Annotated in this window: 12 protein-coding genes; 10 read left to right on the top strand and 2 right to left on the bottom strand. The window is 42.9% G+C overall.

Features of this window, described 5'->3' with window-relative positions; translation table 11 throughout:
* Positions 1-129: 129 nt before the first annotated feature.
* On the top strand, positions 130-1152 hold the full coding sequence (locus tag JKM87_RS05405; protein ID WP_336885132.1) for an alpha/beta hydrolase family protein: 1023 nt from the start codon (positions 130-132) through the stop codon (positions 1150-1152).
* A 39-nt stretch (positions 1153-1191) separates the two neighbouring features.
* Here the strand turns inward: JKM87_RS05405 and JKM87_RS05410 are convergent, their stop codons facing one another.
* Positions 1192-1533, bottom strand: coding sequence for a hypothetical protein (locus JKM87_RS05410; RefSeq protein ID WP_202078739.1), 342 nt, complete (start codon positions 1531-1533; stop codon positions 1192-1194).
* A 182-nt stretch (positions 1534-1715) separates the two neighbouring features.
* Entirely contained in the window at positions 1716-2303 is a 588-nt protein-coding gene (locus tag JKM87_RS18170) for a spore coat protein (protein ID WP_202078741.1), read from the bottom strand.
* Between the two features lie 435 nt (positions 2304-2738).
* Here JKM87_RS18170 and JKM87_RS05420 point away from each other — a divergent pair, with 435 nt between their 5' ends.
* From JKM87_RS05420 to JKM87_RS05460, 9 genes are all read left to right on the top strand, one after another.
* On the top strand, positions 2739-4352 hold the full coding sequence (locus tag JKM87_RS05420) for a BNR repeat-containing protein (protein ID WP_202078743.1): 1614 nt from the start codon (positions 2739-2741) through the stop codon (positions 4350-4352).
* Positions 4353-4952: 600 nt separating this feature from the next.
* A complete protein-coding gene (locus JKM87_RS05425) occupies positions 4953-6461 on the top strand; it encodes an ATP-binding cassette domain-containing protein (RefSeq protein WP_202078745.1) in 1509 nt (502 codons plus the stop codon).
* 22 nt (positions 6462-6483) lie between these two features.
* The gene (locus JKM87_RS05430; protein ID WP_202078747.1) at positions 6484-7509 is read left to right on the top strand and encodes an ABC transporter permease; all 1026 of its coding nucleotides are present in this window, start codon (positions 6484-6486) and stop codon (positions 7507-7509) included.
* Between the two features lie 2 nt (positions 7510-7511).
* Entirely contained in the window at positions 7512-8501 is a 990-nt protein-coding gene (locus JKM87_RS05435; RefSeq protein WP_202078927.1) for an ABC transporter permease, read from the top strand.
* A gap of 47 nt (positions 8502-8548) precedes the next feature.
* Positions 8549-9577 carry a rhamnose ABC transporter substrate-binding protein gene (rhaS, locus tag JKM87_RS05440; protein WP_202078749.1) on the top strand — a complete coding sequence of 343 codons (1029 nt, stop codon included), beginning with the start codon at positions 8549-8551 and terminating at the stop codon, positions 9575-9577.
* 168 nt (positions 9578-9745) lie between these two features.
* Positions 9746-10072, top strand: a complete 327-nt coding sequence (locus tag JKM87_RS05445; RefSeq protein WP_202078751.1) for an L-rhamnose mutarotase — start codon at positions 9746-9748, stop codon at positions 10070-10072.
* Between the two features lie 255 nt (positions 10073-10327).
* Positions 10328-11242 carry an EamA family transporter gene (locus JKM87_RS05450; protein WP_202078753.1) on the top strand — a complete coding sequence of 305 codons (915 nt, stop codon included), beginning with the start codon at positions 10328-10330 and terminating at the stop codon, positions 11240-11242.
* A 123-nt stretch (positions 11243-11365) separates the two neighbouring features.
* Positions 11366-12784: a sigma-54 interaction domain-containing protein gene (locus JKM87_RS05455; protein ID WP_202078755.1), complete on the top strand. Its 1419-nt coding sequence runs from the start codon at positions 11366-11368 to the stop codon at positions 12782-12784.
* Between the two features lie 196 nt (positions 12785-12980).
* Positions 12981-13757: a 3-hydroxybutyrate dehydrogenase gene (locus tag JKM87_RS05460; RefSeq protein ID WP_202078757.1), complete on the top strand. Its 777-nt coding sequence runs from the start codon at positions 12981-12983 to the stop codon at positions 13755-13757.
* Positions 13758-13785: the final 28 nt, after the last annotated feature.

Raw genomic sequence — 13785 nt, forward strand, 5'->3', positions numbered from 1 at the left:
TATAGAACTTTACATATCAGATAGGTTGAATGGCTTGTAAGGTTGCCATGATTAGGAAAATAAAAGCAAAAATAATGCCTGAAAAATATAAAAACAGTGCACTGCATGATAAGATGGTAGTAAAAGAAAGTGGGGCGTCATATGGAAAATGTTCAACTTGACCAATTTATGTCGTCATACTACGCCAAAGCAAAAGGCGTAGAGGAGAGAGAAGCAACATTAAGAGCCAAATTACAAGATTTGCTCGGTACTTTTGACTTTCCGACAAGCAATCATCCTCAATTATTAGAGCGTCATGAATGTAATGGTTACACGAGAGAACGTTATCTTTTCTCATCCTTAGAAGGACTGACGATACCTGTTTATGTGCTTACTCCCAAGGTTGATGAGGTCACAGTTCCATTCCCCACGGTTGTTGCTATACATGGGCACGGCTATGGGAGTAAAGAAATTGTCGGGCTACGGGAGGATGGATCCGAGGACACGGGTGAACCTGGCATTCATCAGCATTTTGCTGTTCAACTTGTGAAACGAGGATTGAAGGTTTTTGCACCTGAAGTGATCGGGTTTGGTGAGCGAATGCACACTAGAGATATTGAGCGAGGGAGTGCTCATTCTTGTTATGCTCTTTCAACGCTGCTTCTGGCAAGTGGAAAAACACTGGCCGGTTTAAGGGTAGCCGAAACACGGCATGTGGTGGACCAGATGAAGGAGTTTCAGGATGTCAATCATGAGCAAATCGGCATGATGGGTTTTTCCGGCGGTGGTTTAGTCTCGGCCTACGCTTCAGCGCTTGATGAACGCTTCAAAGCAACGGTGTTGTGTGGATTTACGAATACGTTTAAAGGCAGCATTTTACATACCAACCATTGTATAGATAATTACATTCCTTCCATTTTAAAATACGGTGAACTCCCTGACTATATAAGTCTGATTGCCCCCAGGCCGCTGTTCGTAGAATCTGGGACTCACGATCCTATATTCCCCGTGGAGACAACACGGGAAGCAATTAAACATATACAGAAAACATATGAAACAAAGGGTGCTCCGTCTGCAATGACGTATGACATATTTCCAGGGAAACATGAGATCAGTGGCCGCTATGCTTATGATTGGTTGAAACAATCACTTGAAGATATAAAAACTGGGTAGCCATCATGGTTACCCAGTTTACTCAATTGATCTGTTTTATTAATGTGGGTGAATTTGGTTGAAGTTTGCTTGTCCCGTCTGCATTTGCGGTAAAGATTGTTGTTGAGTCATCTGAGGTTGCCCCATTTGTTGTTGAAGCTGATTACAGAGCGCAATCACTTCATTACAGCTTCTAATGGCTTTTTCGTGTGCTTGTAAGCTCTGCTGAATCGTTTGGGCAGCTTGACGCTCACGTTGGGCCATTTGTTCTAGTGTAATGGCGTTCTGTTGCTCTCTTTCTAACATTTGACGGTACATGTTATTAGACTGTTGGGTTTGCTGGATCATTTGTTGAGCGATTTGTCGACATTGGTTAATCTGTTGTGTTTGTTGAAATTGCATTAGATTTCTAACTCCTTTTTAATGGGCCTTTGGTTGTATGTCATGTTTATGTTTACCCTGAACAAGCTTCTTATACTTTGAAAAAGGTATCCAATTTGATTGCAACAAAGACCACCATCACCCATCGGTGGTCTTTTTCACTTTCTGTGCAAAAATTGATCTTTGCATTTTTGAATATATCTTCACGACATGTAATGTTGGGTGTGGGGATGTCCAGGTGAAGGAGCAGGTTGAAACGCTTGAGTCATGGTTGCGGCAACGTTTCTTGGCATGGACGGCGCGTCATAATAGCCACGTGCGTTCATGAACTGCCACATTTCATACGCCATTTGTTGGCAGTTATGTGCACTGGTGGTATGCAAAGCACGTAGCTCAGGGTCTACACATTCGTTTGCCCATACCATGCCTTGCATAGAACCAGCCTTATGTGAATTGAGAATGAGTGTACTGATGGTGATGTCGCTGAGGCGTTTCGCCTGATTGTCAGGGGCTGGAATCATGTTTTGGTTCTCCACACCGACATGAGGACGATGGTGTGCATGTGTATGGTAAACATTGGTTCCGGCCATGTCTACACCCCTGTTTTGAAGTAAGTTAAGAGCCGAGTTATAGGTGCGATCCATCCCTTGGATATGGCGTCTTAGAATACCCTCTAGTTCGGAATCCTCAGTCATGTCAGCACACAGGGCATGCATTTCAATGTCTGCTGTTAACTTTCTCAGTAATTCGGTTGTTTCTAATAACTCGTGAGCGGCAAAATTTACGGCCACGTTTTTTCCTCCTTTATGAAAAATAAAAATCTCGCTTTATTATATCCACAGGAGTCGACCGTATTCTCTAAAAACATTCTGAGAAGAGATATGGGGACGACCTTCATGTTGTTTTATCATTCTTTCCTGCGACCTACGGAGCTTACAATCCTACAGTGTCTAGCTATCACGAAAAAAACATAACGGGTAGGAGCTACAGCCGTCTTAATCGGCGCCCTTAATCCTGTGGCTTGGCTTTATCTATAAGACTATACTAATGAATGAAGAGATAACAAAAAAAGGAAAGGATTTGTTCAATATAGTCCATTTTGATTAAAATTTTGCTATGATGATAATTAATAGGTTCATTAAGGTCTTTTTACAGTAACGGTAACTTACAGTATGATAAGCGCAAACGTTAGGGCTGAAATCATTCTATTGATGGTGGTGAGCGTGATGACTGTTTTTTTTTCGAATGTAGGAGCGCAAGGCAGAGATGATTTAAGGCTTGTCAATGAGCAGACCGTGACGATTAATGCACACTCTCACGATTGGAACACCATCGCCTATGATCAGTATAAAATAGTGTCCTATGGCGCGTACCAATACACGGGATATTGGGATAAGCATCATCACTTGAATGTGGCCAGAAGACATCTCCCCACGGATAAGGTGGAGACGGTGACTTTTCCTGAACAGGTTAGTGACCCCAGTAATACACATCTAAACGTTGTCGTAGGGATCAGTCCTGAAGACGGGAGGCTACACCTATCCTTTAACCACCATGGAACGGACACGATTAATTATAGGGTGTCTGATGCAGGTTTTATCACATCTCCACCGGGGTCTATGACGATTGATCATTTTAGTGATAATCATAACATCGTTGAGGAGAACCGTATAACTTATCCAAGGTTCTTTAATCATATTGACGATCAGTTACTCTTGATGTTTAGACAAGGGCGTTCGGGCGAAGGAGGACAGTATTTATATCAATACGATGCCCACCAAGGGACATGGTCCAAGGTAGGATTGGTTTTTTCAGGTCAAGGTGAGTGGCAAGGTTCAACGAGCCGTAACGCCTATTTACAAGACCTCATATTTGATACATCTAACCGTCTTCATGCTACATGGGTTTATCGCGAGGAAGCCTATTCACACAGCACCAACCATGGCTTGTACTACGCCTATAGTGACGATCAAGGTATGACATGGTATAACAATAACGGAGTACGTATCGCTGATCTTAGTCAAAACGATCCTATACGAGTTGATGATAGAGGGATACAGGTCATAGATATCCCGCAAAATTCGTGGATCTTAAACCAAGCGGCCATGACGTTAGATTCGAACAATCAACCACATTTACTCATGAGTCGCTCCAAAAAAGTGACCAACCATGTGCCGGACACAAACGTTCACTATGTTCACTATTGGCGGTCTGCAGATGGCGCATGGCATGAAAAATACATCGTAGACACCAAAAATGCGGTCGGTCATGGTCCTCACTGGACTGAAATATTTAACTATAGAGGCGACATCGCAATAGATGAGCATGATCATATTTACGTCACGTTGCCCATGCCCAACAACATGCTTTATGCTGCACAGTCAAGTGCGCCCCGGTGGGATGATTGGACCGTTTACGCCTTAACGGATGCAGGCGTGACATATGCGGGTCAGAAGTACGATCGTCGGCGTTGGAATGACGAGCAGATTTTGTCTGTCCCTATGACTGTTTTAGGAGGAAAACAAACACAGTATCTGATACGTGATTATATCGTGGGTCAATCTGTTGTCCCTCGAGCCCCTTATTTGAAAAAAGCTTCATATGAATCATACACGGTTACGTTAGAGTGGCAAGACCGAGCGGGAGCTGAGCGGTATGATATTTACCGTGCAGAAGATGGAAAATTTTTTTCAAAACTGACGACTGTTGGTGCAGAGGCCTTTGGTCAGTTTGTAGATACCACGGTGAATGATGGCAGGGCGTATACGTATAAATTGAGAGCCATTAATCCTGCGGGAGAAAGTGATGATTCCAATAAGGTGTCGGTCGAAGCCACATGAGATGCCTAAAAGAAGATAAGACACGGTATATCAGCGTGATCGTGTCATCCACCTAAAGGTGCCGGTAACGGCGCCTTTTTGTTTGTGCCTCTTTTATTATAATAGCTTGCAGCGACGAAAATAAAGAACGCATAAGACCACCAGGAAGGTGAAATGTGTAACTGGCAATATACTTTCATGAAGAGTTAGTATGGAAGGAAAAAAATAAAGCATAAAAACAAAAATATAAAATGAGCAATAAACAAACGAATAAAAATATAAACAAATTAAATTAAAATAAAAATATAGAAAAAACAAAAACAAAATGCTATACTTTGATTGTGAAAATATTTTCTGAAAATAAAGACTAGAGAGAACGAATGTGACTATGGGCAGGATAAGGGTTCCGTCCCCTCTTAATGAACATTGTTATGATAGCGCTATCATATAAAGGCATTAATACAATGCTTAACCTAAGTTGCCTAAGATCAGGTCGATAGGGAGGTTTAATCCGTTTTTGTTGACTTTAGTAAACATGAGGACGCATGATTTCGTATTCATCTGTAAAGTCGTATAGCATCCGTTGAGAAGATCGCTTTTACCAAGATAGGGGGGAGTAGAGTGTCTGACGACATACTAGAATTGAAAGGGGTTACAAAGGAGTTTCCCGGTGTTAAGGCCATTGACAACGTTCATTTCCAACTTAAGCAAGGTGAAATTCATGCTTTAATGGGTGAAAACGGCGCTGGGAAATCGACATTTATCAAAATCATGACGGGCGTACATACCCCAAACGAAGGTGACATGTATCTTAACGGTAAGAAAATGAGATTCTCTAACACCAACGAGGCCCAGGAAATGGGGATTGCCGCGATTTATCAGCACGTCACGAGTTATCCTCATTTAAGTGTGACAGAGAACATTTTTATGGGCCATGAAAAGATACACAAATGGACCAGACGTTTACTGTGGAAAGACATGCACGCAGAAGCTAAAAACTTACTACGACAATTAGGCTCTCAAATCGACCCGAAGACGAAGATGGAAGCGCTCAGTGTAGCTGAACAGCAGATCGTGGAAATAGCTAAGGCCATCTCCACCAAGGCCAAGATAATCATTATGGACGAGCCAACCGCCGCCTTAACAGCGAGGGAGAGTGAACAGCTATACAACATCACAGAGCATTTAAGAGACCAAGGCACATCCATCATACTGATTTCTCACCGGTTTGAGGACATGTATCGTCTTGCGAGTAGAGTGACTGTGTTGAGAGACGGCCAGTATATGGGTACGTGGCGGGTAGATGAGATCACCAATGAAGATCTTATTGTGGCTATGGTTGGACGTAAGGTTGATCAGTTGTTTCCCGAAAAAAACGAGCAGGTCGGAAAAGAATTACTCAGGGTAGAAGGATTGAGTAAAACCGGCTATTTCGCTGATGTGTCCTTTACCGTCCACAAAGGTGAAGTATTGGGGATAACGGGATTAGTAGGGGCTAAGAGAACGGAAGTTTGTCAGGCATTGTTTGGCATCATCCCCTTTGATGAGGGCAGCATTTACCTTGAAGGAGAAGAAGTGAACATTCATGAACCTCAGGACGCGATGGACTTAGGCATCGGTTATTTACCTGAAGATAGACAACAGCAGGGATTAGTGCTTCAGTGGGAGATCGGTCGTAACATTACCTTGCCTACACTGCATAAGTACACCCACAAAGGATGGTTGAACGAGAAGAAAGAAGCAGAGGTTGCCAAAGCGTTGGCTGAAAAGGTGAATGTCAAAGCCAATAGTATATTTGATTTAGTGAGCTCATTATCGGGTGGTAATCAGCAAAAGGTGGTCGTCGCCAAGCTTTTAACAGCTGACCTAAAAGTGATTATTTTAGACGAACCGACCAAAGGCGTCGATGTAGGAGCTAAGGCAACGATATATGAATTGATACATGTACTCGCTTCACAGGGTTATGGGGTGATTATGGTCTCTTCTGAAATGCCTGAAGTACTAGGGATGAGCGATAGAATTGTCGTCATGCGTGAAGGCAGAGTGACGCGAACGTTTCATAGGCATGAGGCCACACAGGAATCTATATTGGAGGCTTCTATGGATAGCGTCTCTAATCATGTAATCTAGGTTTAGAAGGTGAGGACCATTTATGGCTGAAAAAGCATTTGTGACAGATCAGGTTGAAGCAAAAGCACCAATAGGCGTGAATATTGCTAGATTCAGAGAATTAGGGTTGTTAGGCTTTATCGTCCTATTATGTTTGTTTATTCAACTCCAAAATCCAAGTTTTCTCACACCGGGTAATATGGAGAGTGTCCTAAAGAATACGTCCATACTAGCCATATTAGCGATGGGTATGATGCTTGTCATTGTGACCCGTGGGATCGACTTATCCATCGGGGCGACGCTAGCCTTATCGGGTATGATCGCAGCTCAAACCGTCAGCACTTATCCCCATCTCAATCCCTTTATCGCCTTGTTGTTAGGAACAGGGATCGGACTCATATGCGGAAGTATACTGGGTTTGCTGGTCTCAAAGGGCGGTATTTTACCCATTATTGCCACACTAGGAATGATGAATGTATACAGGGGACTTACGTTTACGGTCAGTGACGGTTCTTGGGTCAGTGCCCATCAAATGCCAGACAGTTTTAAACATATCGCAGCAGGTTCCATCTTAGGTCTGAATCATTTGGTGCTATTCGCTGTGGTGATCATGGTCGGTGCTTATTATTTTATTAATCATACACGGACCGGTATACAGATTTATGCTGTAGGGAGTAACCCTGAATCAGCCAGGATAAGTGGTATTAACAAAGACCGTATTCTATTTCTCGTCTATAGCTTAATGGGATCACTAGCTGGGTTATCAGGTGTCTTGTGGGTATCAAGGTTTGCTTCAGCTCAGAACGACACGGCTATGGGCTACGAGCTTACTGTTATTGCTGCCTGTGTACTAGGAGGGGTGAGTATTGCTGGTGGTGTAGGAAAGCTCTCCGGTGTGATCCTTGGGGCGCTCCTACTCGGTATCTTAAATAATGCATTGCCGTTAATCGGTGTCTCTCCGTTTTGGCAAACAGCCATACAAGGGGCTATTATTCTCATTGCCATTCTAGTCAATGTCCTAGTGAGAAGAGGGATCGAACGGAACAATCTCTTGAGGAGGCCAATATAGTGATGGAGCCACGCGTGATGACGGATACACAACCGTTTACTTGGAAAAAATTCTTCTTCAAATGGGAGTGGATGTTAGTCCTCGTCCTCATTGCCATCAATATGATCAACGCGAGTTTATCTGTCCATTATTTAAACATACTTAACTTACGTGATGCGACGGCCATCTTTCTGGATAAAGCGTTTATTGTCTTACCAATGGTCTTCATCATGATCTTACGGGACATTGATATTTCCGTCGGCTCAACAGTGGCCTTATCTTCCGTGCTGATGGCCTACTCTTACAGCTTAGGCATGCCGATGGAGGTCGCTATCTTCATTTGTTTGGGTGTGGGGACACTGTGTGGCTTCATTAATGGATGGTTGATCGTCAAGTTTAAAGAGCTATCCGCCGTCATTGTCACGCTCATTACGATGATATTGTACCGGGGCATCGCCTATATCATATTAGAAGACCAAGCGATTGGTGGTTTTCCCCAATGGTTTAGCTCGTTCGGCTGGGGGTATATCGGTGGTGTCCCTATTATTCTAGTGGCTTTTACTATTTGCGCTGTCATATTCGCTTTGTTGCTACACAAGACCATTTTTGGTCGACACGTCTACGCCATTGGGCATAATCCAACAGCCGCACGCTATTCCGGGATTAAAGTAGATAAGATCAAACTGATCATTTATACCGTTACCGGTTTGATGGCGGCTATGACAGCTATCTTCCTCACATCAAAGATGGGGAGTACGCGACCAAACATTGCCTTGATGTACGAGTTAGAAGTAATCGCGATGGTCGTATTAGGGGGCATCAGTACGAATGGGGGTAAAGGAAGAATGGCTGGGGCCATGCTTGCCATTTTCATCGTGGGTTTGCTTCAGTATGGACTTGGTCTTATGAATGTCAACGCCCAATCACAGCTCATTATCATCGGGTTGCTACTCGTGGTTGCAGTATTAGTCACTCAGTTGAGGTTTAAAGGCAAGAGATCAATACCTAACTAAAACTAAAGGTTTTAACTATGTTTATTACACTCATGGGGGGATAAAAGATGAAAAGGAAAATCACAGTGAGTATGATGCTGTTCTTCGTCGTGGTTTTATCAACTGCTTGTGGATCTGCACCGACTGATACAGCGGGGGATGGAGATGAGAAGAGGTTTGCCATCGTTTTTAAAAATACTGGTAACCCATACGGAGAGAAGCTAATGGAAGGGTTTCAAGAGGCAATAGAAGAACTGGGTTACGAAGCGATCCTAAGAGCACCTGATCAGCCAACGGCAGAAGGACAAATTCAAATCATTGAGGAGTTAATTGCTCAAAATGTAGATGCGATTGCCATTTCGGCGAATGATGCAGATGCACTACAACCAGCCCTACAAAAAGCCATGAATAGAGGGATTAAGGTCCTTTCTCTAGATTCAGCTGTCAACTCGGAGAGTCGTATGGTCCATATTAACCAAGCGGATCCTGAGCGAGTGGGACGCATCCAAATCGAAGCGATATCTGAAATGATCGGTGGAGAAGGACAAATTGCTGTCCTCAGTGCAACGTCCCAAGCAGCCAATCAGAATCTATGGATTGAGTGGATGCAAGAAGAATTGAAAGAACCAGAGTATGAGAATATGGAATTAGTACGTGTTGCTTACGGCGATGATTTGCGGGATAAGAGTGTGTCAGAAACAGAAGCGCTTCTGCAATCATATCCCAACTTAAAAGGGATTATTGCCCCAACGACGGTGGCAATAGCAGCGGCAGGACGTGTATTAACGGAAAATGAACTTCAAGGAGAAGTCGAATTAACAGGTCTAGGTTTACCAAGTGAAATGGCAGAGTACATTGAAAATGGTGTATGTCAGTGGATGTACTTATGGAATCCGATTGATGTCGGGTATCTAACCGGCTATGCTGCTCACGCGTTAGTAGAAGAGACGATCACCGGGGAGACTGGAGAGTCGTTTGATGCGGGAAGGCTAGGGAGCAAAGAAATCGTTGAAGATGGAGACGGAACCGAAATTATGTTAGGAGATCCGTTCAGATTTGATGCCGATAACATTGATGAGTGGAAAGAAGTCTATTAGTCCATACAGCAAACATACGCTAGAGCAAGTATATGAAAAGATATCATTCATTGGATGTATTCATTAGGATGAACTCAATCTAAATCGGTTTAAGAACGTGATAGCTATATAACCGCGTTTCGTGTTGCTAAGAGAAGATAAGGAAGGATTACTAAGGAGGTCAATATTATGGAGCAAAGTCATAAGTATGCTTGGACGTGGACCATTAAGGAGGAGTACCTTGATGAGTATGTTCAGCTGCACATGAACCCGTGGCCAGAAGTATTAGAGGAGCACAGTAAAGCAGGAATCAAAAATTACTCTATATTTCAAAACGGGCACCAATTTTTTTATTGTTTTGAGTGTGATGATGTCGAAGCAGCCTTCGATTATATAGCAAAAAGTGAAACGTGTCAGCAGTGGAACGCGCTAACGTCTAAAATGGTCGAAGGATCCTTCGATTTTAATGAGGATGAGCCGATTAAGCCCATGCGTGAGGTCTTTTATCTTAAGTAATCATTGAATATCAATGTTTGATTGATGATAGGTCATGACCCATAAAGCTTTCTACTTTCAAATGTGATCCACGTTGGTCAATCTATTAAACAAATGACTTTCTATTAACTTTAGATACAAACCACTTTCTCTGCTACAATGGAGAAGGTGGTTTTGTTATTTCTATGGAAGCATTAATAGGGAAATAAAACGTTAATAGAAATAAAAGCATTAATGGAAAAGAAAAGAAATAAACATGTAAAGTGTGGGTTATGAATGAATACACAAACGAGATGGATAGGATTTGTATTGGTCCTGTTAGGGGCATCTTTTTGGGGTATAGGTGGAACAGTGGCGCAGCGACTATTTCAGGGAGAGGGCATCTCAGTAGACTGGCTCGTATCCGTAAGGTTGTTAGTGGCCGGGTTAATCATGATCATCATCGCATTGTTAACTCATAGTAATGCTCATGTTTTTCACATATGGAAAGATAAAAGGGCCGTAAAGAAACTGGTTATTTTTGGTCTATGCGGTATGCTAGCCGTGCAGTATACGTATATGGCATCGATTAGCTTAGGGAATGCTGCCGTGGCCACACTATTGCAGTATTTAGCACCCGTTTTTATTATTTTTTATCTCATCATAACAAAAGTGAGTAAGCTAAAATTTAGGGAAATCTTAGCCGTATCACTCGCCCTAACAGGGACGTTCTTTCTACTCACGAACGGGTCCGTAGACACTTTATCCGTTCCTTTTTCGGCTGTGGTATGGGGTGTGTTATCAGGAGTGGCACTCGCTTTCTATACGCTTTATGCGGGGCAGCTTCTAGATGAGTGGGGTTCCCTCAACGTGATCGGATGGGCCATGATCATTGGTGGCACAGTATTAGGTGTTTTCCATCAACCGTGGGATGTGGACATGAGTGGGTGGACGCTGGAGACACTCATCTACTTGTTCTTTGTCGTTATCTTTGGGACGATGATTGCCTTTTGGTTTTACCTCGAAAGTTTAAAGTATCTAAAGCCACAAGAGACAAGTTTACTTGGGAGTGTAGAGCCTCTTGCCGCTATATGGTTACAAATCCCGTTTGGAGCTTTTCAAATGCTAGGGGCAGGCTTGATCCTGTTCATGGTTATTTACTTATCTATTGCCGAAGATAAGTCAGAGGTCGCTCATATAGAGACCCAATAATTTAGGACCTCTGCTTCTGGTACTTAGAATACATGTTAAACTAAACATGAACATGAAAGCGCTTAAACGTTAATAAGATAAGCATAAAGTCATAATGGATGGGGGTGTCATAAATTGCTCGTGATGAAAGATGTTTTTAAAGAGGACATATTAGAAACTATTTTTGAGCATATTCATCAATGCATCGTCATCGTAGACAGTGAAGGGTATATTACGTACATGAATCATAGCTATTGTCGCTTTCTAGAGGTAGACAAAAGCGATGTTAAAGGGAAACATGTGACAGACGTGATAGAAAATACGAGAATGCATATCGTTGCCAAGACGGGAAAGGAAGAGCATGCAGACCTTCAGCACATTAAAGGAAACTATATGATTGCCAACCGCATTCCATTGCGTTCCAACGGTCAAGTGGTCGGTGCCTTGGGCATGGTCCTTTATCGCGACACGGAGGAATGGAAACAGATGAACAGTCATATTAAGGATCTTTTATCTGAGATGAAGAAATATCGCGATCCGGTGAATGGCACACATATAGCGAAATATTATCTGCATGACATCGTGGGCATCTCGTCTAAGATTAACCAACTGAAGCATCGTATCAAAAAAGTAGCGACAAGTGATGTGTCTGTGCTCATTAGGGGAGAAAGCGGCACTGGGAAGGAACTTATTGCACATAGTATACACAATTTAAGCGAGCGGAGTCATCAGCCTTTTATAAAAGTCAACTGTGCTGCCATACCAGAGCAATTACTAGAATCAGAGCTTTTTGGCTACCAGGAAGGTGCCTTTACAGGGGCAAAAAAAGGCGGTAAACAAGGCAAGTTTCAGCTTGCGGATGGCGGAACCCTTTTTTTAGATGAGATAGGAGACATGCCCTTAAGTGCCCAGGTCAAGATCCTAAGAGTCTTACAGGAGGGGGAAGTTGAAGCTTTAGGGAGTGTAGAAGCCCAGAAAGTGGACGTACGCTTGATTGCAGCAACCAATCAGCCACTGGAAAAGCGAATAGCCGAACAGCGCTTCAGGGAAGACCTATTCTATCGTATCAACGTTGTACCATTGCATAGTCCGCCTTTGAGAGAGCGCACTGAAGATCTTCGACTGTTATGCAAGTATTTTCTATATAAGGTAACGGAGCGTATAGGGAAGCGGGTGGTTGATTTTACAGCGGACGTGTATCAGCTTTTTTCCATGTATCATTGGCCTGGTAATATTAGAGAACTAGAGAATGTGATAGAGTCAGCGGTCCATTTAACTCATAAGGACGTTATTGAAATAGAGGATATACCGGTTCATCTTAAACAAAATTTCACACACGGGAGCCAAGCTTACAGTTTAAAAAACGTGCTTGAACATACAGAAAAACGAGAGCTTGAGAAAGCCTTGCAGAAGTGTAATGGGAACAAAATAGAAGCAGCTAAATTACTTAAAATAGGCAAATCGAGTATGTATGACAAACTCAAAAAGTATGAGTTGAATGAGTCTAAACATTCGGAAAATAATTCCGCAAATCCGGAAACCCTGTTTCCTAACAAAATGTAAGGGCTTACAATAAACATTTAAATATGGCCAACAGCCTTATTCCATGATCTCGGAATGAGGCTTTTTATTTTATGACAGTGGATGACTTCAAAACACGGTGATGCTGGTCTAACATCCAGAGGTTGCCGCAACAAACCTACTATTAAAAGTTGGCATGGACCTTGCATGTATTTATGTCAAAAGGAGGTTGGTGACAATGACTAAGAACAAAGTGGTCTTCATTACAGGGGCAGCAAGTGGTATCGGTTATGAAATCGGTCTGGCTTTTGTAAAAGAAGGGGCCAAAGTTGTGTTTAGCGACATTAACGAATCGAAGGTTGAGGAAGTGACAAAAGAGCTTGGCCGTGAAGGATATGAATGTCTAGGCCTTAAGTGTGACGTGACCTCTGAGGAGGACATGAAACAAACGGTAAACAAAACGGTTGAGCATTACGGTCGATTAGATGTATTAATCAATAACGCCGGTCTTCAGCACGTCGCGTCCATAGAAGATTTCCCAACAGAGAAGTTTGAATTGATGACCAAGATTATGCTTGTGGCGCCTTTTGTGGCAACCAAATATGCGTTTCCTATCATGAAAAAGCAGGGATTCGGTCGCGTGATCAATATGGCCTCCATTAACGGTGTCATCGGATTTGCTGGAAAATCAGCCTATAACAGTGCCAAACACGGTTTAATCGGCTTATCAAAAGTCGCCGCTTTGGAAGGTGCAGAGCACAACATTACAGTGAATGCAGTATGCCCAGGCTATGTCGATACGCCATTGGTCAGAAACCAACTTGAGGATTTGGCGCAGAACCGCAACGTATCATTAGAATCTGTCTTAGAGGAAGTCATTTACCCATTGGTGCCTCAAAAGCGTTTACTCGATGTGCAGGAAATAGCAGATTATACGTTATTTTTAGCTAGCGAGAAGGCAAAAGGGGTCACAGGACAAGCGGTAATCATAGACGGGGGATATACCGCTCAATAGCCCCGTATGTGAAAGCCCTGTATGTGAA

The sequence above is a fragment of the Caldalkalibacillus salinus genome (genome assembly GCF_016745835.1).
Lineage (GTDB): Bacteria > Bacillota > Bacilli > Caldalkalibacillales > JCM-10596 > Caldalkalibacillus_A > Caldalkalibacillus_A salinus.

Coding starts and splice junctions, on each gene's coding strand:
- JKM87_RS05410 (WP_202078739.1), bottom strand. CDS start 1,533: ATGCAATTTCAACAAACACAACAGATTAACCAATGTCGACAAATCGCT.
- JKM87_RS05420 (WP_202078743.1), top strand. CDS start 2,739: ATGACTGTTTTTTTTTCGAATGTAGGAGCGCAAGGCAGAGATGATTTA.
- JKM87_RS05430 (WP_202078747.1), top strand. CDS start 6,484: ATGGCTGAAAAAGCATTTGTGACAGATCAGGTTGAAGCAAAAGCACCA.
- JKM87_RS05435 (WP_202078927.1), top strand. CDS start 7,512: ATGGAGCCACGCGTGATGACGGATACACAACCGTTTACTTGGAAAAAA.
- rhaS (WP_202078749.1), top strand. CDS start 8,549: ATGAAAAGGAAAATCACAGTGAGTATGATGCTGTTCTTCGTCGTGGTT.
- JKM87_RS05445 (WP_202078751.1), top strand. CDS start 9,746: ATGGAGCAAAGTCATAAGTATGCTTGGACGTGGACCATTAAGGAGGAG.
- JKM87_RS05450 (WP_202078753.1), top strand. CDS start 10,328: ATGAATACACAAACGAGATGGATAGGATTTGTATTGGTCCTGTTAGGG.
- JKM87_RS05455 (WP_202078755.1), top strand. CDS start 11,366: ATGAAAGATGTTTTTAAAGAGGACATATTAGAAACTATTTTTGAGCAT.
- JKM87_RS05460 (WP_202078757.1), top strand. CDS start 12,981: ATGACTAAGAACAAAGTGGTCTTCATTACAGGGGCAGCAAGTGGTATC.